Source organism: gamma proteobacterium symbiont of Scutellera amethystina (genome assembly GCF_059730845.1).
Window position 1 is genome coordinate 1,117,990 of record NZ_AP035935.1, and the last position, 23,966, is coordinate 1,141,955.

At 57.0% G+C, this 23,966-nt stretch carries 22 protein-coding genes; 15 read left to right on the plus strand and 7 right to left on the minus strand.

Annotated elements, in window-relative coordinates; all coding sequences use genetic code 11:
* Positions 1–77: 77 nt before the first annotated feature.
* A complete protein-coding gene (gene trmN, locus AC6I79_RS05065; protein ID WP_159378630.1) occupies positions 78–827 on the plus strand; it encodes a tRNA(1)(Val) (adenine(37)-N(6))-methyltransferase TrmN in 750 nt (249 codons plus the stop codon).
* Here trmN and nadB read toward each other — a convergent pair.
* Complete coding sequence (gene nadB, locus AC6I79_RS05070) at positions 824–2,431, minus strand: L-aspartate oxidase (RefSeq protein ID WP_498027733.1); 1,608 nt, start codon at positions 2,429–2,431, stop codon at positions 824–826. The two genes, trmN and nadB, sit on opposite strands and share 4 nt — an antisense overlap.
* Positions 2,432–2,873: 442 nt before the next feature.
* Here nadB and rpoE point away from each other — a divergent pair, with 442 nt between their 5' ends.
* The 11 genes from rpoE (at position 2,874) to acpS (ending at position 12,215) form a co-directional block, all read left to right on the plus strand.
* Complete coding sequence (gene rpoE / locus AC6I79_RS05075) at positions 2,874–3,452, plus strand: RNA polymerase sigma factor RpoE (RefSeq protein ID WP_010617748.1); 579 nt, start codon at positions 2,874–2,876, stop codon at positions 3,450–3,452.
* A gap of 27 nt (positions 3,453–3,479) precedes the next feature.
* A complete protein-coding gene (rseA, locus tag AC6I79_RS05080; RefSeq protein ID WP_021506518.1) occupies positions 3,480–4,136 on the plus strand; it encodes an anti-sigma-E factor RseA in 657 nt (218 codons plus the stop codon).
* On the plus strand, positions 4,136–5,092 hold the full coding sequence (gene rseB / locus AC6I79_RS05085; protein ID WP_031279374.1) for a sigma-E factor regulatory protein RseB: 957 nt from the start codon (positions 4,136–4,138) through the stop codon (positions 5,090–5,092). Before rseA ends, rseB begins: the two co-directional genes overlap by 1 nt.
* Positions 5,089–5,553 carry a SoxR-reducing system protein RseC gene (rseC, locus tag AC6I79_RS05090; RefSeq protein ID WP_021506520.1) on the plus strand — a complete coding sequence of 155 codons (465 nt, stop codon included), beginning with the start codon at positions 5,089–5,091 and terminating at the stop codon, positions 5,551–5,553. Before rseB ends, rseC begins: the two co-directional genes overlap by 4 nt.
* A gap of 218 nt (positions 5,554–5,771) precedes the next feature.
* Positions 5,772–7,571 carry a translation elongation factor 4 gene (gene lepA, locus AC6I79_RS05095; protein ID WP_058758277.1) on the plus strand — a complete coding sequence of 600 codons (1,800 nt, stop codon included), beginning with the start codon at positions 5,772–5,774 and terminating at the stop codon, positions 7,569–7,571.
* A 9-nt stretch (positions 7,572–7,580) separates the two neighbouring features.
* Positions 7,581–8,552 (plus strand): signal peptidase I, encoded by a 972-nt coding sequence (lepB, locus tag AC6I79_RS05100; protein ID WP_021506522.1) that lies wholly within the window; start codon positions 7,581–7,583, stop codon positions 8,550–8,552.
* A gap of 118 nt (positions 8,553–8,670) precedes the next feature.
* Positions 8,671–9,351, plus strand: a complete 681-nt coding sequence (gene rnc, locus AC6I79_RS05105; protein WP_021506523.1) for a ribonuclease III — start codon at positions 8,671–8,673, stop codon at positions 9,349–9,351.
* 48 nt (positions 9,352–9,399) lie between these two features.
* A complete protein-coding gene (era, locus tag AC6I79_RS05110; RefSeq protein ID WP_058758278.1) occupies positions 9,400–10,302 on the plus strand; it encodes a GTPase Era in 903 nt (300 codons plus the stop codon).
* A gap of 3 nt (positions 10,303–10,305) precedes the next feature.
* Complete coding sequence (recO, locus tag AC6I79_RS05115; RefSeq protein WP_058775641.1) at positions 10,306–11,043, plus strand: DNA repair protein RecO; 738 nt, start codon at positions 10,306–10,308, stop codon at positions 11,041–11,043.
* A gap of 60 nt (positions 11,044–11,103) precedes the next feature.
* On the plus strand, positions 11,104–11,835 hold the full coding sequence (gene pdxJ / locus AC6I79_RS05120) for a pyridoxine 5'-phosphate synthase (RefSeq protein WP_021506526.1): 732 nt from the start codon (positions 11,104–11,106) through the stop codon (positions 11,833–11,835).
* A complete protein-coding gene (gene acpS, locus AC6I79_RS05125; protein ID WP_010617758.1) occupies positions 11,835–12,215 on the plus strand; it encodes a holo-ACP synthase in 381 nt (126 codons plus the stop codon). The genes pdxJ and acpS overlap by 1 nt, the downstream gene beginning before the upstream one ends.
* On the opposite strand, the gene AC6I79_RS05130 is transcribed toward acpS, so the two are convergent.
* The 5 genes from AC6I79_RS05130 to AC6I79_RS05150 form a co-directional block, all read right to left on the minus strand.
* Positions 12,212–12,460 carry a YfhL family 4Fe-4S dicluster ferredoxin gene (locus AC6I79_RS05130; RefSeq protein WP_010617759.1) on the minus strand — a complete coding sequence of 83 codons (249 nt, stop codon included), beginning with the start codon at positions 12,458–12,460 and terminating at the stop codon, positions 12,212–12,214. The two genes, acpS and AC6I79_RS05130, sit on opposite strands and share 4 nt — an antisense overlap.
* 296 nt (positions 12,461–12,756) lie before the next feature.
* The gene (locus tag AC6I79_RS05135; protein ID WP_282954688.1) at positions 12,757–14,178 is read right to left on the minus strand and encodes a glucosyltransferase domain-containing protein; all 1,422 of its coding nucleotides are present in this window, start codon (positions 14,176–14,178) and stop codon (positions 12,757–12,759) included.
* Positions 14,175–15,086 (minus strand): glycosyltransferase family 2 protein, encoded by a 912-nt coding sequence (locus AC6I79_RS05140; protein WP_021506529.1) that lies wholly within the window; start codon positions 15,084–15,086, stop codon positions 14,175–14,177. The genes AC6I79_RS05135 and AC6I79_RS05140 overlap by 4 nt, the downstream gene beginning before the upstream one ends.
* Positions 15,083–15,445: a GtrA family protein gene (locus tag AC6I79_RS05145; RefSeq protein WP_031279382.1), complete on the minus strand. Its 363-nt coding sequence runs from the start codon at positions 15,443–15,445 to the stop codon at positions 15,083–15,085. Before AC6I79_RS05145 ends, AC6I79_RS05140 begins: the two co-directional genes overlap by 4 nt.
* Positions 15,446–15,627: 182 nt before the next feature.
* Positions 15,628–16,467, minus strand: a complete 840-nt coding sequence (locus tag AC6I79_RS05150) for a MurR/RpiR family transcriptional regulator (RefSeq protein WP_021506531.1) — start codon at positions 16,465–16,467, stop codon at positions 15,628–15,630.
* A 216-nt stretch (positions 16,468–16,683) separates the two neighbouring features.
* Between AC6I79_RS05150 and yfhb the strand changes: the two genes are divergently transcribed.
* Both yfhb and tadA read left to right on the plus strand, forming a co-directional pair.
* Complete coding sequence (gene yfhb / locus AC6I79_RS05155; RefSeq protein WP_010618503.1) at positions 16,684–17,322, plus strand: phosphatidylglycerophosphatase C; 639 nt, start codon at positions 16,684–16,686, stop codon at positions 17,320–17,322.
* A gap of 57 nt (positions 17,323–17,379) precedes the next feature.
* Positions 17,380–17,874, plus strand: coding sequence for a tRNA adenosine(34) deaminase TadA (gene tadA, locus AC6I79_RS05160; protein ID WP_071813580.1), 495 nt, complete (start codon positions 17,380–17,382; stop codon positions 17,872–17,874).
* On the opposite strand, the gene mltF is transcribed toward tadA, so the two are convergent.
* Positions 17,871–19,328, minus strand: a complete 1,458-nt coding sequence (mltF, locus tag AC6I79_RS05165; RefSeq protein ID WP_021506534.1) for a membrane-bound lytic murein transglycosylase MltF — start codon at positions 19,326–19,328, stop codon at positions 17,871–17,873. The two genes, tadA and mltF, sit on opposite strands and share 4 nt — an antisense overlap.
* A 270-nt stretch (positions 19,329–19,598) precedes the next feature.
* On the opposite strand from mltF, the gene purL reads away from it, so the two are divergent.
* Positions 19,599–23,489, plus strand: a complete 3,891-nt coding sequence (gene purL, locus AC6I79_RS05170) for a phosphoribosylformylglycinamidine synthase (protein ID WP_058775645.1) — start codon at positions 19,599–19,601, stop codon at positions 23,487–23,489.
* Positions 23,490–23,966: the final 477 nt, after the last annotated feature.

Genomic DNA, 23,966 nt, shown 5'->3' on the forward strand with positions numbered 1-23,966 from the left:
TGTTGCACAGGTGAAGGTGAATTCACTTCGCGACCACGTTACACTTCCGGCAGGAGCAAATTCAATGGTCGTTAAGCATGTCTCAGCTGCAACCGCCAGCGCGGGCGATGTTAAGAAAAGATGGGTTCACGTTTAAGCAATTTTTTGTCGCGCACGATCGCTGTGCCATGAAGGTCGGCACCGATGGGGTGCTGCTCGGTGCCTGGGCGCCGGTGGCAGGCGTACGGCGCATACTGGATATTGGCTGCGGCAGCGGCCTGATTGCGCTGATGCTGGCGCAGCGCACGCCGGATGACGTCAGTATTGATGCCGTCGAACTGGAGCGCAGCGCCGCCGCGCAGGCGCAGGAGAACGTCGCCGCGTCGCCGTGGGCGCATCGCATCGCGGTGCATGCGCAGGACATCGTCAGCTGGAGTGAGCAGGCAGAAAAACGCTACTCGCTGATTGTCAGCAATCCGCCGTTTTTCACCCCGGGTATGGCCTCGGCCAGCGTCGAGCGCGATACCGCGCGCAGCACGGCAACGCTTGATCATCCCACCCTGCTGCGCTGTGCGGCACAGCTGATTGAAGAAGAGGGGCTGTTTTGCGTGGTGCTGCCCGCGGATGCTGGCGAAAACCTGATTGCACTGGCGCGCGCCGAAGGCTGGCATCTGCGTTATCGCTATGATGTGGCACCTTACGCGCAGCGACCGCCGAACCGGCTGGTGCTGGGCTTTTCACCCGCCGCAGGCGAACTCGTGCAGGAGCGTCTCGCCATTCGTGATGAAGATAAAAGCTACTCGGCGGACTGGCTGAGCCTGGTAACCGATTTCTATCTGTTCCGCTAGGCTACCGGCTGCAGCACCGTAGGCTGTGCCTCGGGCAGCGTATGCGGATAGTCGCGGGTGAAGTGCAGCCCGCGGCTCTCTTTGCGCGCCAGCGCACAGCGCACCATTAGCTCTGCCACCTGTACCAGATTGCGCAGCTCCAGCAGATTGTTGGAGAGGCGAAAATGCGCATAGTATTCATCTATCTCCTGCTGTAGCAGCGTAATGCGGCGCAGAGCGCGCTCCAGCCGCTTGGTGGTACGCACGATGCCCATGTAGTCCCACATTAACAGCCGCAGCTCATGCCAGTTGTGCTGAATCACCACCCGTTCATCGGCATCGTCGACGCGGCTTTCATCCCACGCCGGCAGGTGATCGACGGCGTGCATCTGCGGCAGACGGCGCACTATATCTTCGGCCGCCGACCAGCCATACACCAGACACTCCAGCAGCGAGTTTGATGCCATGCGGTTAGCGCCATGCAGGCCGGTGTAGCTGACCTCACCAATCGCATACAGCCCGTCGACGTCGGTGCGACCATGCTGATCCACCATCACGCCGCCACAGGTGTAATGCGCGGCGGGCACAATCGGAATCGGCTGCTGTGTCAGATCGAGGCCAAACGTCAGCAGCTTGTCATAAATCATCGGAAAGTGGGCACGCACAAAGCTGGCCGGCTGATGGCTGATGTCGAGATACATGCAGTCGACGCCCAGGCGCTTCATTTCGTGATCGATAGCGCGCGCCACGATATCGCGCGGTGCCAGTTCGGCGCGCGCATCGAAATCCGGCATAAAGCGCGAACCGTCCGGGCGCAGTAGCCAGGCACCTTCGCCGCGCAGCGCTTCGGTCAGCAAAAAGTTTTGCGCCTGCGGATGAAACAGGCAGGTAGGGTGAAACTGATTGAACTCCAGATTGGCCACCCGGCAGCCGGCGCGCCACGCCATCGCGATGCCGTCGCCGGAAGCGACATCCGGATTAGTGGTGTACTGATACACCTTCGCCGCACCGCCGGTGGCCAGCACCACGCTGCGGGCGCGGCAGGTTTCAACCTGTTCGCGATTGCGATTCCAGATCCATGCGCCCACCACGCGCCGCGTTCCGGGCAGGCCAATTTTATCAGAGAGGATTAAGTCCACCGCGTTGGCGCGTTCAATAACGCGAATATTGGGATGGCTGAGCGCCTGGCTGACCAGCGTGGTTTCGACCGCGCGCCCGGTGGCGTCGGCGCTGTGTAAAATACGGCGATGGCTGTGACCGCCTTCGCGCGTCAGGTGATAGCGCGCCTTGCCGTTATCCTGTGGCTCGCGATCAAACGCCACGCCGTTATCGATCAGCCACTGTACGCACGGGCGCGCATTGCTGGCGATAAAATTCACCGTCTCACGATCGCACAGGCCTGCGCCGGCAATCAGCGTATCTTCGACGTGTGATTCAATGCTGTCGTTTTCATCAAACACCGCCGCAATCCCGCCCTGTGCATACAGCGTGGAGCCTTCGCTAATCTGCGCTTTACTCAGCACCGTTACCTTATAGTGCGGTGCCAGCCGCAGCGCCAGAGATAAACCGGCCGCGCCGCTGCCAACAATCAGTACATCACAGCTATGATCGGGAATGGGGTTCATGATGTTTAATTTACTAAACAAAAGGTCCCCCGAGCATAAGCCCGGACGCCGCTGGTGTGAAGTATTTTGAACAAAAAACGCGGGAAAATTCGACGCAATAATCAGATTGTAATGCGATTTCAGTAAGTTATGTCTGAAAATAAGCGATTAGTGTTTTTTATACCAAACACGCTGAAAATTCAGGGAATAAAGGTGAAAAATGCGGCGTCATAGGGTACTCTGCCAGCGATTATCGGTGCCGCCAACGACACCACCAGTGCGGTAAGTCGCTACACTGAAAGACCATCAACAACAACGATGTCAGGGCACCGGTACAGAAAATATCAGGTCGTGGTGAACTTCAGGCCAGAACGGGACTCTAAGCGCATGCTTGCTCACAATAAATGAGATGTGCTGGCAGTTCACTTACGCATAAAAGAGATTTGGGGAGACATTACCTCGGATGAGCGAGCAGTTAACGGATCAGGTTCTCGTTGAGCGGGTTCAGAAAGGAGATCAAAAGTCATTTAATTTACTGGTGATCCGATACCAGCATAAAGTGGCGAGCCTGGTTTCACGTTATGTCCCGTCAGGCGATGTGCCTGATGTGGTTCAGGAATCTTTCATTAAAGCGTATCGCGCACTGGAGTCGTTCCGGGGTGATAGCGCCTTTTACACGTGGCTGTACCGCATTGCGGTCAACACCGCGAAGAATTATCTGGTGGCTCAGGGGCGCCGGCCGCCGTCCAGCGATGTGGACGCGATTGACGCGGAAAATTTCGAAAGTGCGGGTGCGCTAAAAGAAATTTCGAACCCTGAGAACTTAATGTTGTCAGACGAACTGAAACAAATTGTTTTTCGGACGATTGAGGCGTTGCCTGAAGATCTGCGTATGGCCATCACCCTGCGGGAACTGGATGGTCTGAGTTACGAAGAGATCGCCGCCATCATGGATTGTCCGGTAGGTACCGTACGTTCACGTATCTTCCGGGCCCGGGAAGCCATTGATAATAAAGTTCAACCGCTTATCCAACGTCAGTGATAACGGCTACTGGAAGGGTACCAAAACATGCAGAAAGAAAAACTTTCCGCTTTAATGGATGGTGAAACTTTAGATAACGAGCTGCTGGCGTCGTTATCGAAGGATGCAGATCTACAAAAAAGCTGGGAGAGCTACCATCTGATCCGCGACACCCTGCGGGGCGATGTGGGCGAAGTGCTGCATTTTGATATCTCCGCACGCGTTGCTGCCGCCATCGAAAACGAGCCGGTGCGCAAAGTGACTTCGTTGATCCCGGAAGCACAGCCGGAGCCGTCGCGCTGGCAGAAAATGCCGTTCTGGCGTCGCGGTGGCGGCTGGGTTGCTCAGGTCACGCAGATCGGTGTGGCGGCCTGTGTGTCGCTGGCGGTGATCGTCGGTGTGCAGCACTACAACAGCTCACCAGCGGGTAGTGCGACGGAAACGTCGGATGCGCCAGCCTTTAATACCTTACCGATGATGGGTAAAGCGTCACCGGTCAGCCTGGGCGTGCCGTCTGATGCTTTTGACACCAACAGCTCAAATCAGCAGGTGCAGGAGCAGCGTCGCCGCGTGAATGCCATGCTGCAGGATTACGAACTGCAACGCCGTCTGCATGCCGATCAGGTGCAGTTTGAAAGCAATGCGCCGCAACAGGCGCAGGCTAACGTTCCCGGAACTCAGTCGTTAGGAACTCAACAGCAGTAATGAAGCAGCTTTGGTGTGCCGTTAGCCTGCTGGCAGGCAGCCTGCTTTGGTCATCTACCGCCCCGGCGCAGACATCTGCGTCCGGGGCGTTGTTACAGCAGATGGAGCAGGCCAGCCAGAACCTCAACTACGAATTCGCCTATATCAATGTCTCACGTCTGGGCATTGAATCCCTGCGTTACCGCCATGCGGTTATCGACAATCGCGTATTCGCCCAGCTATTACAGATGGACGGACCGCGCCGTGAGGTGATCCAGCGCGGCAACGACATCAGCTATTTCGAACCGGGTCTCGATCCGTTCTCGCTGCCGGGCAACCACATTATTGATGCGCTGCCGGCGCTGATGTTCGCTGACTTCTCGCGCCTCGGCGATGCCTACGATTTTATTCCGGTAGGGCGTTCCCGCATGGCCGATCAGATGTGCGAAGTGGTGCGCATCGTGTCGCGAGACGGCACGCGTTACAGCTACGTGGTGTGGCTGGACGTCGATACCAAATTGCCGCTGCGGATTGATTTGCTGGATCGCGACGGTGAGACGCTGGAGCAGTTCCGCGTCATCAGTTTTGCCGTCGATGAAGGCGTGCGCAATCTGATGCAGGGGCTGGAAAAAGCCAATCTGCCGCCGTCGCTGTCGTTACCGGCGGGCGACAAAGTGCAGCTCAGCTGGCAACCGGGCTGGCTGCCGGCCGGTATGAAGCTGATTTCGCAAAGCCGGCGTGATATTCCGGCGATGAACAAAACCGTAGAATCCCGTCTGTACAGCGATGGCCTGTTCAGCTTCGCTATTAACATCACGCCTGCCGATAAAAGCAGTTCGCCACAGTCATTGCGCACTGGGCGTCGTACGGTGCAGACCGAAGTGCGCGATAATCGTGAAATTACCGTGGTGGGCGAATTGCCGCCGACCACTGCCAAACGTATCGCGGACAGTATAGATTCAGGTGCCACAAAATGATGAGAGAATGGGCCACCGTGGTGGCATGGAAAGAGGGCGTCGCTACTCTGCATTCGGAAGCGAAAACCTCCTGCAACAGTTGTTCAGCGCGCAAAGGCTGCGGCAGCCATGCGCTCAACCAGCTGGGACCGAAAAATGCCCATGTGATGACCATCGCCAGTCCGGAGCCGCTACAGCCGGGCCAGCGCATTGAGCTGGGCATTCGCGAAAGCAGCCTGCTCGGTTCTGCGCTGCTGGTGTATATGACGCCGCTGTTCGGTCTGTTCCTGGTCGCGGGCCTGTTCCAGATGCTGTTCCACAGCGACCTGGCGGCGGCCTGCGGTGCGCTGCTGGGTGGCGTTGGCGGCTTTATTGTTGCCAAAGGGGTTTCCAGCCGGTTTGGCGATCGCGAAGCGTTCCAGCCGGTGATTCTCAGCGTTGCGCTCCCGCCTGATGCGCTACGGGTGGAAAACCACAGTTGATCCCCGTTCAGGCCGCGTATTGCGCGGCCTTTTCATTTCGTCTTAATCGCTGAATTCTGTTGCGATTCCCCGCAGTTCCATTCTTTAACGCGCGGCGTTAACAGTGTAATATGCGTCGTCATTAATGAGGCTGACAGGGTTCCGGGTAAAGCTCACTTGCCTGAATGTGTCTGTGCTCACGTTTTCAACTGATTTTCTACGTGAAGATATTCATATAAATGAAGCACATACGAAATTTCTCCATTATCGCTCACATTGACCACGGCAAATCAACGCTCTCTGACCGTTTGATTCAGATTTGCGGTGGCCTGAGCGATCGTGAGATGGCGGCGCAGGTTCTGGATTCGATGGATCTGGAGCGCGAGCGCGGCATCACCATTAAAGCGCAGAGCGTTACGCTCGATTACCACGCGCCAAACGGTGAAACTTACCAGCTCAATTTTATCGACACCCCAGGCCATGTTGACTTCTCTTATGAAGTTTCCCGCTCGCTGGCGGCCTGTGAAGGGGCATTGCTGGTGGTTGATGCAGGTCAGGGCGTTGAAGCGCAGACCCTGGCGAACTGCTACACCGCCATGGAAATGGATCTGGAAGTGGTACCGGTACTGAACAAGATCGACCTGCCTGCGGCCGACCCGGAGCGCGTGGCGGAAGAGATTGAAGATATCGTCGGCATTGACGCCGCGGATGCGGTGCGTTGCTCGGCGAAAACCGGCGTCGGCGTACCGGATGTGCTGGAGCGTCTGGTGCGGGATATTCCGCCGCCGGAAGGTGATGCGGAAGGTCCGCTGCAGGCGCTGATCATCGACTCATGGTTTGATAACTACCTCGGTGTGGTGTCGCTGATCCGTATTAAAAACGGCACGCTGCGTAAAGGCGATAAAGTGAAGGTAATGAGTACTGGCCAGGTGTACAACGCTGACCGTCTCGGTATTTTCACGCCAAAACAAATTGACCGTACCGAGCTGAAGTGTGGCGAGGTAGGCTGGCTGGTGTGCGCCATCAAAGACATCCTCGGCGCCCCGGTGGGCGATACCCTGACGCTGCAGCGCAACCCTGCGGATAAAGCGCTGCCGGGCTTCAAAAAAGTGAAGCCGCAGGTGTATGCCGGTCTGTTCCCGGTAAGCTCTGACGACTACGAAGCTTTCCGTGATGCCTTAGGCAAGCTGAGCCTGAATGACGCCTCGCTGTTCTATGAGCCAGAGAGTTCCACCGCGCTGGGCTTTGGCTTCCGCTGTGGCTTCCTCGGCCTGCTGCACATGGAGATCATCCAGGAGCGTCTGGAGCGTGAATACGATCTCGACCTGATCACCACCGCGCCAACGGTTGTGTACGAAGTGGAAACCACTGACGGAGAAGTGGTGTACGTCGACAGCCCATCGAAGCTGCCGCCGCTGAATAATATTGCTGAACTGCGCGAACCGATCGCTGAGTGTCATATGCTGCTGCCGCAGGAGTTTCTGGGCAACGTCATTACGCTGTGTATCGAAAAACGCGGTGTGCAGACTAACATGGTTTACCACGGCAAACAGGTTGCGCTGACCTATGAGATTCCGATGGCGGAAGTGGTACTCGACTTCTTCGACCGTCTGAAATCAACGTCGCGCGGCTATGCGTCGCTGGACTATAACTTCAAACGTTTCCAGACCTCTGACATGGTGCGCGTCGACGTCCTGATTAACTCAGAACGCGTTGATGCGCTGGCGCTGATTACGCACCGTGATAACTCACAGTATCGTGGCCGCGAGCTGGTGGAGAAGATGAAAGATCTGATCCCGCGCCAGCAGTTCGATATTGCGATTCAGGCTGCAATCGGCAACCACATTATCGCTCGCTCAACAGTGAAACAGCTGCGTAAAAACGTCCTGGCGAAATGCTATGGCGGTGACGTCAGCCGTAAGAAAAAGCTGTTGCAGAAGCAGAAAGAAGGTAAGAAGCGAATGAAGCAGGTCGGCAACGTTGAGCTGCCGCAGGAAGCATTCCTTGCCATTCTGCATGTCGGTAAAGACAGCAAATAAGGAACTTTAATGGCTAACATGTTCGCCCTGATTCTGGTGATTGCCACTCTGTTAACCGGCATCATCTGGTGTATCGATCGCTTTAAGTGGGCCCCGGCGCGCCGGGCAAAGCAGGCGGCGGCACAGGCTCAGGCAGGTAATTCGCTCGACAGCAAAACGCTGGCCAAAGTGGCCGCGCAGCCGGGCTGGGTTGAAACCGCAGCGTCGGTGTTCCCGGTGCTGGCGGTGGTACTGATCGTGCGCTCGTTTATCTTCGAACCGTTTCAGATCCCTTCTGGCTCGATGATGCCGACGCTGCTGATTGGCGACTTCATCCTGGTGGAGAAATTTGCTTACGGCATCAAAGATCCGATCACGCAAACCACGCTGATCCCGACCGGCCATCCGCAGCGCGGAGATGTCGCGGTGTTCAAATACCCGAAAGATCCGAGCGTGGATTACATCAAGCGCGTGATCGGTCTGCCGGGCGACAAAGTGGTGTTTGATCCTTACAGCAAAACGCTGACCATCAACCCAGGCTGCGGCACGGGCAAGTGTGACACGGCGCTGCCGGTGACCTATACCAACATTGAGCCGAGCGATTTCATCCAGACCTTCAGCGGCTTTGATGGTAACGAAACCGGCAACGGTTTCTACCAGGTGCCGCAGGGCGAAACGCTGCGGGGCGGCCTGCGTCTTGGCACGCGCAAAGAGACGCTGGGCAACGTCACGCACGATATCCTGCTGGTGAACGAAGCGCAGAGCCAGGCGAGCATGTATTATCAGCAGCCGGGTCAGCCGCAGGCCACGTGGATTGTGCCGCAGGGGCAATACTTCATGATGGGCGATAACCGTGATAACAGCGCCGACAGCCGCTACTGGGGCTTTGTGCCCGAGAAGAATCTGGTCGGCAAAGCGGTTGCTATCTGGATGAGCTTTGAGAAACAGGAAGGACAGTGGCCGACCGGCGTGCGACTGAGTCGCATTGGCGGTATTCACTGATTTAAAAACGGTTGGCTTCCTGCGAGTCAGGGAGCCACTGCACACCAAACAGAACGTGCTGGAACTTCAGCCCTGTTTGGTATGCAGAGTCACAGACGCACAGAACAACTGGAATCGCATGAACCCCATCCTCATTAACAAGCTGCAGCGCAAACTGGGCTACACTTTTACTCATCCGGAATTACTGCAGCAGGCTCTGACTCACCGCAGCGCCAGCAGCAAACATAACGAGCGTCTTGAATTTCTTGGCGATTCTATCCTCAGCTATGTGATTGCCAACGCGCTGTATCACCGCTTCCCGCGCGTGGACGAAGGCGACATGAGCCGCATGCGTGCAACGCTGGTACGCGGCAACACGCTGGCCGAAATGGCGCGCGAGTTTGAGCTGGGCGAATGTCTGCGTCTGGGGCCGGGCGAGCTGAAAAGCGGTGGGTTCCGCCGGGAATCCATCCTCGCGGATACCGTAGAGGCGCTGATAGGCGGCATCTTCCTCGACAGCAATATTCAGACGGTCGAGAAGCTGATTCTCGACTGGTATCAGAATCGCCTTGAGCAGATCAGCCCGGGCGATAAGCAAAAAGATCCGAAAACGCGCCTGCAGGAGTATCTGCAGGGCCGTCATCTGCCGCTGCCGTCTTATCTGGTGGTGCAGGTGCGTGGCGAAGCGCACGATCAGGAATTCACCATTCACTGTCAGGTGAGTGGGATGGCTGAACCGGTGGTGGGCGTGGGCTCCAGCCGCCGTAAAGCAGAGCAGGCCGCTGCCGAACAGGCATTGATCAAACTTGGCCTCGAATAAATTGTCATTTCGCAGCTTCAGCAGTGAGGCTGCCCAATCAGGACCCGAATGAGCGAACTCGAAACATACAGCGGCTTTATCGCGATTGTCGGCCGGCCTAACGTCGGCAAATCCACCTTACTGAACCAGCTGCTGGGGCAGAAGGTGTCGATCACCTCGCGCAAACCGCAAACCACGCGCCACCGCATCATGGGTATTCATACCGAAGGCGCTTACCAGGCGATCTACGTGGATACACCCGGGCTGCACATGGAAGAGAAGCGGGCGATCAACCGCCTGATGAACCGTGCTGCCAGCAGCTCCATCGGCGATGTTGAGCTGGTGATTTTTGTCGTGGAAGGTACGCGCTGGACGCCTGACGATGAGATGGTGCTGAACAAGCTGCGTGACGGCAAAGTGCCGGTAGTGCTGGCGGTAAACAAAGTCGACAACATCCAGGATAAAAGCATCCTGCTGCCGCACCTGCAGTTCCTCAGCCAGCAGATGAACTTCCTCGAGATCGTGCCGATCTCCGCCGAAACCGGTAAAAACGTGGATGCCATTGCGGAGATCGCCCGCAAGCGCCTGCCGCTGTCGGATCACCACTTCCCGGAGGACTACATCACCGATCGCTCGCAGCGTTTCATGGCTTCAGAAATCATCCGTGAAAAACTGATGCGCTTCCTCGGCGCCGAGTTACCGTATTCGGTTACCGTGGAGATTGAGCAGTTCGTCTCTAACGAGCGCGGCGGCTATGACATCAACGGTTTGATTCTGGTTGAGCGCGAAGGGCAGAAGAAGATGGTGATTGGCAACAAGGGTGCCAAAATCAAAACCATCGGTATCGAAGCGCGTAAAGACATGGAAGAGATGTTCGAGGCGAAAGTCCATCTCGAGCTGTGGGTTAAAGTGAAATCGGGCTGGGCGGATGACGAACGTGCGCTGCGCAGCCTGGGTTATACAGACGACTAATTGATGGAAGGCTGGCAACGCGCCTTTGTGCTGCATAGTCGCCCTTACAGCGAAACCAGCCTGCTGCTCGATCTGTTCAGCGAAAGTCAGGGACGCGTCCGCGTCCTTGCCAAGGGCGCACGCTCGCGCCGTTCCCAGCTTAAAGGCGCACTGCAACCCTTCACACCGCTACTGGTGCGCTGGGGTGGCCGTGGCGAAGTCAAAACCCTGCGTAACGCCGAAGCGGTGTCGCTGGCGCTGCCGCTCAGCGGCATCACGCTCTACTGCGGCCTGTATGTTAACGAGCTGCTGTCGCGGGTGCTGGAGCAGGAAATTCCCTTCTCCGAACTGTTCTTCGATTATCTCTCATGTATCCAGACGCTGGCGGCGGCCAACGGTTCGCCCGAGCCAGCGCTGCGCCGTTTTGAGCTGGCACTGCTTGGCCACCTGGGCTACGGCGTCGACTTTCTGCACTGCGCCGGCAGCGGCGAGGCGGTTGACGACAGCATGACCTACAGCTATCGCGAAGAGAAGGGCTTTATCGCCAGTCTGGTGGTCAATCAGCGCAGTTTCACTGGCCGCCAGCTGCGCGCGCTGTGGGAGCGCGAATTTCCCGATGCCGATACGCTGCGTGCCGCCAAACGCTTCACGCGCATGGCGCTGAAACCTTATCTGGGCGGTAAGCCGCTGAAGAGTCAGGAGCTGTTCCGTCAGTTTGTGCCGAAAAAACGACCGAACGTGGCAAACGACGAGCGCGGGTGATGCACCTGACAGGCTCTGCGCGTTACACTGCAAACATACTGAACACATTTAAGGATTGTCATGGCTGAGTTGCTGTTAGGGGTCAACATCGATCACATCGCCACCGTACGTAACGCACGTGGCACAAATTATCCCGATCCGGTACAGGCCGCGTTTGTCGCGGAGCAGGCGGGCGCAGACGGCATTACCGTACATCTGCGTGAAGATCGCCGTCACATCACCGACCGCGACGTGCGGATTCTGCGCGACACCATTCATACCCGCATGAATCTTGAGATGGCAGTCACCGACGAAATGGTGGGCATCGCCTGCGACATCAAACCGCATTTTGTCTGCCTGGTGCCGGAAAAGCGTCAGGAAGTGACCACCGAAGGCGGCCTTGATGTGGCCGGTCAGCAGGACAAAGTCAACGCGGCAGTCAAACAGCTGAGCGAGGCGGGCATTCTGGTGTCGCTGTTTATCGATGCCGATCAGCGCCAGATTGAAGCGGCGGTCGCCAGCGGTGCGCCTTACATTGAAATTCACACTGGCGCCTATGCTGAAGCAGCGGAAGGGCTGGCACGCGATGCCGAACTGGCGCGTATCGCCAGCGCTGCGACCTTTGCTGCCAGCCGCGGCCTGAAGGTCAATGCTGGCCACGGTTTGACGTATCACAACGTTCAGCCGATTGCTGCGCTGCCGGAAATGCATGAGCTGAACATTGGTCACGCGATTATTGGTCGTGCGCTGTTCAGCGGTCTTGCAGCGGCGGTCAGCGACATGAAGGCGCTGATGCGGGAAGCGCGTCGCTAATGGCCATTCTGGGGCTGGGCAGCGATATCGTCGAGATCGAGCGTATCGCCGGCGTGATTGAACGCTCCGGCGATCGTCTGGCGCGCCGCGTGCTGAGCGAAGCTGAGTGGCAGCAGTATCAGGCGCATCAGCAGCCGGTGCGCTTCCTCGCCAAACGTTTTGCGGTGAAAGAGGCGGCGGCAAAAGCCTTCGGCACCGGCATTCGCGGCGGCTTAGCGTTCAATCAGTTTGAAGTGTACAACGATGCGCTGGGGAAGCCTGGCCTGCGCTTCTTTGAACAGGCCAAAGTGATTGCCAGCCAGCTGGGCGTGCAGCATGTGCACGTCACGCTGGCCGACGAGCGCCACTATGCCTGCGCCACGGTGATTATCGAAGATTAAGCGTGCAGCAGCACAAATTTCTCCCACAGCGCGTCGCGACTTTCCACGTGCTGCGGGTCTGAAAGAATAGTGTTATCAATCGGGCAGACGCTCTGACAGGTCGGCTCATCATAATGACCCACGCACTCGGTGCAGCGGTCAGCGTCGATCTGATAGATCGATTCACCCATGCTAATCGCCTGGTTCGGGCACTCAGGCTCGCACATGTCGCAGTTAATGCAGCGCTCAGTAATTATCAGTGCCATTGCATAAGCTCATCAGTTGCTTGTTTTCATTGCATGTTTCATGGTTAATTCCGCTCTCTGGCGCAAAACGCCTGCTGAAATAGCGCTTTGCAGTGTGATTGTTCAATCGATGCAGGCGTAAACCAGCGGGGCGTTCCGCTGAGCGGCACGCATATTATCACGCCGGGTGGCGTTCAAAAAATGACTTAGCGTAGTATTCAGCCGCCAGCCGATCTGATGTCGCGCCATAGCCAGAAAACCACGCAACGGTAAGCAGAGCCGTTGCGCGGTTAGCGAAATAGTGGCGGCGCTGGCCTTTATTTTACCGGTGCCAGCACGTGGGTGGCATCCAGCGTCAGACAGTCACCTGGACATTGATCGCTGCCGTAGATAACGGGCGCCTTTGGCAAGGAAAACTTCATCGCGTGCTCTTTTTTAATCGCGTCGGCCATACCGGCAAAGGACCATGGCATACCCAGCGAAAGCGAACCGAACTCATCGTATTTTTTGGATTTTGCGACAGCAGGTAAGTTGTCACTATCGATACGATAATAAAGCTGGCCAGAATATTCTGCAGGCACGTTCTCTATGATTGCGTTGCTTAACAACTGATACTCGCGCTGCTGAGGCGTAGAAAAGCCCTTCTGAATATTCAGCATGCATGAGAGCACTGCAATAACGAGGCAAACGATACTGGCAGACGTGGTTATCTTCAGCTTATTAAAGATCACGAATAAGCCAGCAATGAAGGCTGAGGTAGTGATTAACGACAGCGCGATAACCGTGCGATAGGCTGCCCAGTCCTCACTCACCAAAAGATTAGGAATGCCCGCCGCCAGCAGGAAAAACAGGAACAGAAAAGCTTTACGCGGTTTGAAATCGGGTGCCTTCACAATGCCCACGATGATCAGTGAGCAGGAGATGATAATACTGACAATCGAGCGCCCGGTATCAAAGTTGCACAGCGCATTTCTGAGCGGCTCAGCGATAAACCAGGTGATTTTTTTCAGCGGCGCTAAGGTGATATTGGTTCTGGCCAGTACTTCATTGAACAGCACGAGCGGCAGAACTTTCGCCAGTACCAGTGCCATCACCATGCCAAATCCCAGCATCAACATCAGCTTGATCACCGCGCTGCGCTGATAATTATTCCGGGTCATGCCCAGATCGAGCAGGGCAAAGAATAAAAAGCTCATGGCTGCGGGTTGGTAAATCGCAAAGGAAAGCGTCAGGCAAATAGCCGACAGTAGCACCCGGCCCAGGCCTTTGTTTTCCGCCAGCGTTGAGTAACTGATGCCCGCCAGCAGCACGGACAGGACATAAGGAAAGCAGACTGTCCAGCCGACAAAAACCTGAAATGAAGGCAGCAAACAAATCAACGTGGCAAACGTCAGACGCTGGACCGCGCTGGCGAAAATGCTGCGACGCTCTAGGAAACGGATGATGTACCCGCCCAGTAAAATCAGGCTTAATAATGAGAGTACACGGAGCCAGGTCAAATCCTGCACGTCATCGATCAGGAAAGCGAAGAAGTAGCGGATGGCACCATAAAAAGGTCGGCCCGATAAGATATCCCATTTGAAAATACTGAATGCATCGGTAGTGGATGCGTATAAATAGAACCAGTCGTCGGAAAATCCGTATGTTGATAAATAAACCGGGCTATAACCGATGAGTAAAGCGATGGCCAGTATCAGATACATGGCGGAGGGATGACGCTCAAAAACTGTTTTTTTCATTTCCTGCTCTTAATCACGTAGCGTGGTCTTTGTTTGGACTCAATGTAGATTCGGCCAATATATTCGCCCAGAACACCGATGCCGATAAGTTGCACTCCACCCAAAAACAGAATGGAAACCAGCAACGAAGGGTAACCCGCCACCGGATTGCCCCAGAGCAGTTTATCGATGATCATCCAGAATCCATAAAGAAAGGAGAGTAACGCGACGCTACCGCCGATGTAACTCCAGATGCGTAAGGGGAAGGTGGAAAAACTGGTTAATCCTTCTAATGCCAGATTCCACAATTTCCAGCCATTAAATTTCGACACCCCTGTGACGCGTTCAGCCCGATCATATTCCACAATCGCTGTTTTACCGCCAACCCAGGATAAAATGCCCTTCATGAACAGATTCCTTTCCGGCAGGCTTTTTATATGTTCTACCGTCTCGCGCGACAGCAGACGAAAATCGCCAACGTTTTCCTCTATTTTCGGCGAGCTGATTTGGTTGTGAAAGTGATAAAACCACTCGGCTGTTTTACGTTTGACATGCCCATCGGCGCTGCGATCTTTCCGTTTAGCCAGAACCACATCGGCACCCGCTTGCCAGCGTTCAACCAGTTGATGGATAACGGCGATGGGATCCTGCAGATCAACATCAATCGGGATAACCGCGTCACCGGTGGCATGCTCTAGTCCGGCAAACAACGCGGGTTCTTTGCCGAAATTGCGGGTAAATGACAGCGCAATGACCAGCGGATCCGAGATGGCCAGAGCATTGATGATGTTTTCGCTGCCATCGCTACTGCCGTCATTGATAAAAACAATTTCCACCTGATAGCCGGCTAATTCATGACGAACCGCCTGATAAAAGAGCGGAATGGTTTCCTCTTCATTGAAGACGGGCACGACGAGAGACAATTTCATTTTACTTCCCTGAAAACGATGTAATTAGAGTAGATGAAGCCGCAACCCAGGCTAATAAAGGAAAAGAGTATCAGGGTAATCACCGGGGAAAGCGTGCAGGCGTCGGCCATCCAGCCAACCAGCGCCGCCATGCCTCCCATAAAGCTGACATAAAGCAGGTAACGCAAGGGCGTGGCTGCAGAAGAGAAGGTCCAGCGGGCATTAGCAAAAAAAGAAAACGTCACCGCAACGCAGAATGCACCAAAGTTTGCCATAGCCTGGCCTGACTCGAACAGCTTGAGAATAAGCGCAAACACCGTCCAGTGAATCGCGGTGTTGATAACGCCAATTCCTGCATAACGGGAAATAAGTTTCAGCATGACGAGAGAGATGAGTAAATTTGCCCTGATCATATACATCGGAAATTATCCTGCAAGCCCGATGCTGAAAATGCGTTTAATCGGGCCGAAACAAGGATAACGACAGGCAACAAAAGCATTGCCCCGCCCGATGATCAATTTCGGGCTAAGGCAGGGTGGGGAATACCCTGATCATGGGGCAATCAGACCAGCTTTTTCACTAGCTCCTCGCTGTGACGAATATGGCTGGAGGCGCGTTCCGGATCGTTCTGCACCAGCGCCATAAACAGCAGATCGGTCAGCGCCAGCTGGGCGCTGGTGGAGGAGATGGCCGCGCTGCGCGTGCTCTGCTCCTCGGCGACGGTGTACAGGCAGACCGTCGCGCACTGCTGCAGCGAATTCGGGGTAAAGCCGGTGAACGCCAGCACATCGGCGCCAATGGCTGCGGCTTCCTGTGCCGCGAGGTTGATCTCGCGACGTTCGCCGGTGTAGGAGATTGCCAGCAGCACATCGCCGGGTGCCATCGCCTGAACGCTGGCCAGCAGCGCGTGCATGTCCTGCTCGGCGACGGCGTTGATGCCAATCTTCATCAGCTTCCACGAAAAATCTTTCGCCACCAGCCCGGAAGCGCCAATGCCGACCAGCAGAATGCGGTTGGCGTTTTTCAGCAGCTGCAGCGTTTCCGTGAGTTTCTCTTCGCTGTTGATATCCAGCGTGGCGCGAATCGCCGAAATTTTTTCCGTCAGCAGCTTTTCGCCGACAACTTTAAGCGGATCGTCACTCAGAATGTGGTTGTGCACGGTGATGGCATCGCGGTCGGCCAGCGACTCACTCAGCGCCAGCTTCAGCGCCGGAAAGCCTTTGTAACCCAGTTTCTGGGCGAACTTCACCACGCTCGACTGGCTGACGCCTGACTCTTCCGCCAGTTTTTGTGAACTCAGATGCCGTGCCCGATCAGGCTGCGACAGCAAAAAATCCGCCAGCCGACGCTCGTTCAGCGCCAGGCGTGGGTAGAGCTGGCGAATTCGCAGCAATGAACTCATGTCCGATCCTTAATCCATAGTCCCGCACACAGCTTAGCCGCTCGCGGAAGGAAATGTCTGGCCAGGAATGTCAGATGACATCGCGCCGACGCAGAGAATAAACTATTCAAATGGCATTGTAGCCACTGGAATTAAAAATGACAGCTTTCGCCCCGGCGCGCGATGCTGGCTACACTGTAGAGCAGGTATCGCCGCGTTTAGAAAAAGGAGTCGGGTTTGACAAAGGGTTCGCATCGCCGCGTGGTATTTTTTGACCTGGACGGCACGCTGCATCAGCAGGACATGTTTGGCACATTTATGCGTTATCTGCTGCGCCGCCAGCCGCTCAATCTGGTGCTGGTGGTGCCGCTGCTGCCGGTCATCGGCATGGGTATGCTGATAAAGGGCCGCGCCGCGCGCTGGCCGATGAGCCTGTTGCTGTGGGCTATCACCTTTGGCCATCGTGAGGCCACGCTGCGCCAGCGTGAGGCCGAATTTGCCCGCTGGTTTCGCGAGCGCGTTACCGCGTTTCCGGTGGTGCAGCAGCGGCTGACTGACTACCTCAGCAGTGAAGACGCCGATGTCTGGCTGATTACCGGCTCGCCGCAGTCGCTGGTGGAGCAGGTCTATTTTGATTCCGCGTTTCTGCCGCGCGTGAAACTGATCGCCAGCCAGATGAAGCCGGGCCGTGGTGGCCGGGTATTAGCCATGCGCTGTCTCGGCCATGAAAAAGTGGCGCAGCTCGAGGAAAAAATCGGTACGCCGCTGCAGCTTTACAGCGGCTACAGCGACAGCAAGCAGGATAACCCGCTGCTGTTTTTCTGCCAGCACCGCTGGCGCGTGACGCCGCGCGGTGAACTGCAACAGCTGGAGTGAATCGCAGCTGGATTCCGTCTATAATGCGCCGCCTTGTTAATCCGCAGGAGTTGCCCGTTGAACCCACAAACTGATGAATACTGGATGCGCCACGCGCTTGAACTGGCGCGGCGTGCGTGGGAGCAGGGCGAAGTGCCGGTCGGTGCGGTACTGGTGCAGGGTGACAGAGTGATTGGCGAGGGCTGGAACCGGCCGATTAGCCAGTGCGATCCCACCGCGCATGCCGAGATTATGGCGCTGCGTCAGGGCGGCAAAGTGATTGATAATTACCGGCTGCTCGACACCACCTTATACGTGACGCTGGAGCCGTGCGTGATGTGTGCGGGTGCCATGGTGCACAGCCGGATTACCCGTCTGGTCTATGGCGCGAAGGATGAGAAAACTGGCGCCGCCGGTTCGCTGCTGGATGTGATCGGCCATCCGGGCATGAATCATCAGATTGAGATTGCGCATGGCGTGCTGGCCGAGGAGTGCGCCACGCTGCTGAGCGACTTTTTCCGCATGCGCCGGGAACAGAAACGTGCGCAGCGGCAGGCGCTGCGCGCCGATTAGTTCATCGCAATCTTCGGTTCGACAGCCGGATAACCGGCACCGAGTTCCGCTTCCAGCGCCGACTGCTGCGCCAGCCGTTTCTCCTGCTCCTGCAGATAGCCTACCAGGCTGATCTGATACTTACGGATGTTCTCAACGTAGTTATAAGCTTCGTGGCCGCGCGCATAGCCGTAAGTGGTCTGCGCGTAATAGCGCTTCTGGCTCAGCATCGGCAGGCGCAGCTTAACGTCGGCCCAGCTGTCCGGATTGCCGCCCTGTTTAAGCGTCAGCCGGCGTGCATCCAGCATATGTGCGTAGCCCATGTTATAGGCCGCCAGCGCAAACCAGATGCGTTCATCTTCCGGAATGGTCTCCGGCACTTTTTCCATCATGCGCCGCAGGTATTCGCTGCCACCGCGAATGCTCTGTTCCGGATCGAGACGATCGTTCACGTCGAGGCTGTCAGCGGTATTGCGCGTAAGCATCATCATGCCACGCACGCCGGTGGGCGAGGTCGCCTGCGGATTCCAGTGCGACTCCTGGTAGGAAATCGCCGCCAGCAGGCGCCAGTCGATACTGGACGCGTACTTCTCAAACAGCGGCTTGATATCCGGCAGCGTGTTATCAATTGCGCGCAGGAAGGTGCGGGTATCGACATAATCAAAGGTGCCGACGTGGCCGAGATACTTCTCTTCCAGCCGCGCCATGGTGCCTTCTTCCCCCATCTGACTGTAGAAGTCGAGCATGGCGGCGTTCAGGCTATCGTCATCGTTACGCGGCAGATACCAGGTCACCGGCTCTTCATCGGTAATATCAAACGCCACCGCCAGCTGTGGATGGATGCGCTGCAGCAGGCCGATGGTCACCGAATCCCCCACGGTATAGTCAAGCTTGCCGTCGGCAACCGCTTCCAGCAGCGCTTTCTGGCCCATATCGGTGGAAATGGCCCAGTCGAGATCGGGGTAGCTGTCCGCTTTGGCGGAACGTAACGTTGACAGATAGGCTGAACCGGACTGCACAATCAGCCGGCCTTTCAGATCACCAAGGTTTTTGGGCCGCGGCTTGTCGATGCGATACACCAGCTGCTGCGACACGGAATAGTAGCTCGGGCCACTCTGATAACGGCTGAGGCGCTCGCTGTTGTAGATCAGCCCGGCGGCCAGCAGGTCGGCTTTGCCGTCGTCGAGATCGTCAAACAGGTCGCCGAGGTTGGGCCGCACCGTGACTTCCAGCTTCACGCCAAGATAATCGGCGAAACGCTTCGCCAGCTCGTAGTCCATGCCGGCTGGTGCGTTATTGATGGTGTAGTAAGTCAGCGGCGAGTTGACGGTACTGATGCGCAACACTCCCCGCGATTTGATCTGTGATAACGCGTCTTTTCCGCCCCCGTACCAGGGGATGGACGGCCACAGCGCCAGCGCAAGCAGCACGGTGATCAGACCGATAAACAGATAATTTAATTTCAGGCGTTTCAAATAGTTGTCTCGTAATGGCTCACAGGCCTCTGTCTTTTAAAGGCAGTATTTATGTTGTTTTGCACTCCCAGAGCGAGGGGCATTTTGCGCAACAAAGCGCAACAGGGCAACTTATATAGCAAGATTTGCGCAAAATTCAGGCAAATCCTGAGGCTCAGTTTTTCTGCGCAAACGGTTTCGTAACCCGTGCCATTTCTCTATAATACCGCCCGTTTTCCCTGTTGCGCCCCATGAAGCGTCGCCCGGCGCTTCGAAGACGAGAGATCTTTAATGATGGAAATTCTGCGTGGTTCGCCCGCTCTGTCGGCATTTCGTGTAAACAAACTGCTGACCCGCTTTCAGGACGCTCATCTGCCGGTGAGTGATATTTACGCCGAGTACGTCCATTTCGCCGATGTCAGCGCACCGCTCAGCGCGGAACAGCAAGCCCGCCTGCAGCGTCTGCTGAAATACGGTCCTTCTCTCGCCGAACATGCGCCACAAGGGCGTCTGTTGCTGGTGACGCCGCGTCCCGGCACCATTTCTCCCTGGTCATCGAAAGCCACCGATATCGCCCACAACTGCGACCTGCCACAGGTATTGCGCCTGGAGCGCGGTCTGGCCTTCTATGTACAGGCACCGCAGCTGACTGACGCGCAGTGGCAGCAGCTGGCCAGCCTGCTGCACGACCGCATGATGGAAACCGTGTTCACGGAGCTCAGCGCGGCAGAACAGCTGTTCGCGCATCATGAGCCGCAGCCGCTGAAAAGCGTAGACGTGCTGGGCGGAGGGCGCGAGGCGCTGGAGCAGGCTAACCGCACGCTCGGCCTGGCGCTGGCCGATGACGAAATTGATTACCTGCTCGATGCCTTCACCAGACTGGGCCGCAATCCGAACGACATCGAGCTCTATATGTTCGCTCAGGCGAACTCCGAGCACTGTCGTCACAAGATTTTCAACGCCGACTGGATTATCGACGGCGAAAAACAGCCAAAGTCGCTGTTTAAAATGATTAAAAACACCTTTGAGCAGCATCCGGAACACGTCCTGTCGGCGTATAAAGACAATGCCGCGGTGATGGAAGGCTCCGAGGTCGGGCGTTTCTACGCGGATGCGCAGCAGGGCGAATATGAGTTCCATCAGGAAGCCGCGCATATCCTGATGAAGGTGGAAACCCACAACCACCCGACGGCCATTTCACCATGGCCGGGCGCCGCCACCGGTTCCGGCGGGGAAATCCGTGACGAAGGTGCCACCGGACGCGGCGCGAAGCCGAAAGCGGGTCTGGTCGGCTTCTCGGTTTCCAACCTGCGTATTCCCGGCTTTGAACAGCCGTGGGAAGAGGATTTCGGCAAGCCGGATCGCATTGTTACCGCGCTGGATATCATGACCGAAGGCCCGTTAGGCGGCGCCGCGTTTAACAACGAATTTGGTCGCCCGGCGCTGAACGGCTATTTCCGTACTTATGAAGAGCAGGTCAACAGCCACAATGGCGTTGAGCTGCGCGGCTATCACAAGCCGATCATGCTGGCCGGCGGCATTGGTAACATCCGCGCCGATCACGTGCAGAAGGGTGAGATCGTGGTTGGCGCGAAGCTGATCGTGCTGGGCGGTCCGGCGATGAATATCGGCCTTGGCGGCGGTGCGGCGTCCTCGATGGCGTCCGGCCAGTCGGATGCCGATCTCGACTTCGCCTCGGTGCAGCGTGACAACCCGGAGATGGAGCGTCGCTGTCAGGAAGTGATTGACCGCTGCTGGCAGCTGGGCGAAGCCAACCCGATTCTGTTTATTCACGACGTTGGTGCCGGTGGCCTGTCTAACGCCATGCCGGAGCTGGTGAGCGACGGTGGCCGCGGCGGCAACTTCAACCTGCGCGACATCCTCAGCGATGAACCAGGCATGAGCCCGCTGGAAGTGTGGTGTAACGAGTCGCAGGAGCGTTATGTGCTGGCGGTTGCGCCGGACAAACTGGCGCTGTTCGACGAGCTGTGCCAGCGCGAACGTGCGCCGTATGCGGTGATTGGTGAAGCGACCGAAGAGCAGCACCTGAACCTTGCCGACAGCCATTTCGATAACAAACCGATCGACATGCCGCTCGACGTGCTGCTGGGCAAAACGCCAAAAATGACGCGCGACGTGGCCAGCCAGCAGGCGAAAGGTGATGCGCTGGTGCGGGACGGCATTACCATTGCCGATGCGGTAAACCGCGTGCTGCACCTGCCAACCGTGGCGGAAAAAACCTTCCTGGTGACCATCGGTGACCGCAGCGTAACCGGCATGGTGGCGCGCGATCAGATGGTCGGGCCGTGGCAGATCCCGGTGGCGAACTGCGCCGTGACCACTGCCAGCCTTGACAGCTACCACGGTGAAGCGTTTGCCATGGGCGAACGTGCGCCGGTAGCGCTGCTTGATTTCGCTGCGTCCGGCCGCCTGGCAGTAGGCGAGGCGCTGACCAACCTGGCCGCGACCGCGATCGGTTCGCTGAAGCGCGTGAAGCTGTCGGCAAACTGGATGGCTGCAGCCGGTCACCCGGGCGAAGACGCAGGCCTGTACGCCGCGGTGAAAGCGGTGGGCGAAGAGCTGTGCCCGGCGCTGGGGATCACCATTCCGGTGGGTAAAGACTCCATGTCGATGAAAACCCGCTGGCAGCAGGGCACTGAACAGCGCGAAATGACTTCGCCGCTGTCGCTGGTCATTACGGCTTTTGCACGCGTTGAAGATGTGCGTCGCACCGTGACGCCACAGCTGCAGCCGGAAGGCGACAACCTGCTGCTGCTGGTGGACCTCGGCAACGGTGCTAACACCCTCGGCGCCACGGCGCTGTCGCAGGTGTATCGCCAGCTGGGCGACAAACCGGCCGACGTACGCGATGCCGCGCAGCTGGCCGGCTTCTTCAATGCGATTCAGACGCTGGTCAGCGAGCAGAAACTGCTGGCTTACCACGACCGCTCGGATGGCGGTCTGCTGGTCACGCTGGCTGAGATGGCCTTCACCGGCCACTGCGGTATTGAGGCGGATATCGCCGCGCTGGGCAGCGATGCGCTGGCAGCACTGTTTACGGAAGAGTTGGGCGCAGTACTGCAGATTAACGCTGCCGACCGCGCGGCCGTGGAAAAAGTATTTGCCGATCACGGTCTGAGCAGCAATGTTCACGTCATCGGTAAAGCGTTGCCGGGTGACCGTTTTGTTATCCGCTCCGGCGACAGCGCGGTATACAGCGAAAGCCGTACCACCCTGCGTACCTGGTGGGCTGAAACCACCTGGCAGATGCAGCGCCTGCGCGATAACCCGGCCTGTGCCGATCAGGAACATGAAGCGAAGAAAGACGATAACGATCCTGGCCTGAACGTGCAGCTGACCTTCCGTCCGGAAGAGGATGTGGCGGCACCGATGATCGCCACTGGCGCGCGTCCGCGCGTTGCCGTGCTGCGCGAGCAGGGCGTAAACTCGCACGTTGAGATGGCCGCTGCCTTCCACCGCGCAGGCTTTACCGCGGTTGACGTGCACATGAGCGATCTGCTGGCGGGCCGTCGTGGTCTGGAGGAATTCCACGCACTGGTCGCCTGTGGCGGCTTCTCCTACGGCGACGTGCTGGGTGCGGGCGAAGGCTGGGCGAAATCGATTCTGTTCAACAGCCGCGTGCGTGACGAGTTTGAAAACTTCTTCCATCGTCCGCAGACGCTGGCGCTGGGCGTGTGTAACGGCTGCCAGATGATGTCGAATCTGCGTGAACTGATTCCGGGCAGCGAGCTGTGGCCGCGCTTTGTGCGTAACCAGTCCGAGCGCTTTGAAGCACGCTTCAGCCTGGTGGAAGTGGCCGCCAGCCCGTCACTGCTGCTGGACGGCATGGTCGGTTCTCGCATGCCGATTGCCGTCTCGCACGGTGAAGGTTTTGTTGAAGTACGTGACGGTGCGCATCTGGCTGAGCTGGAAGCGAAAGGGCTGGTGGCGCTGCGCTTCGTCGATAACTTCGGTAAAGTCACCGAGACCTATCCGGCGAACCCGAACGGCTCACCGAACGGCATCACCGCCGTGACTAACGAAAGCGGGCGCGTCACCATTATGATGCCGCATCCGGAGCGCGTGTTCCGTACCGTCAGCAATTCGTGGCATCCGGCGGAGTGGGGCGAAGACAGCCCGTGGATGCGCATTTTCCGCAACGCGCGCAAGCAGCTGGGTTAAACCTGAATCCTGTCTCTTACCGGTGCCCATTCACGGGCACCGTGCAAAGGCCGCTCAACGCGGCCTTTTATATTTTTTTTGTCGCGTGGGCACCGCTGTCGATCCGCTGTGATTCCCTGACCTCTGAGGCATGTCGGAAAATGACGACAATCCCATGACTGAACTGTCGCTAAAAGGTGACATTTAAATCTTTGTTTTTTATGGGTGCGAAGTTAGTGCGTTAAAGCCGTTGCTAATCGGCGACACTTTTTCCAGACCAGCCGGTCCGAAAGCGTCGTTAATTCCCTCTCTGAGCTGGCAGTGTGCTGATTAACAAGGCTATTTATTTTCTGGCACGATAGTTGCTATAATCATTACGTTGCTCATTCTCCTGTCTATGATTGCCCCGCACTGCGGTTGAGCTCATAAAATACCGAATGACGCACCAAACGGAGCCTGCCGTCCACCCAACCGATAATCGCTTGCTTTGCAACGTTA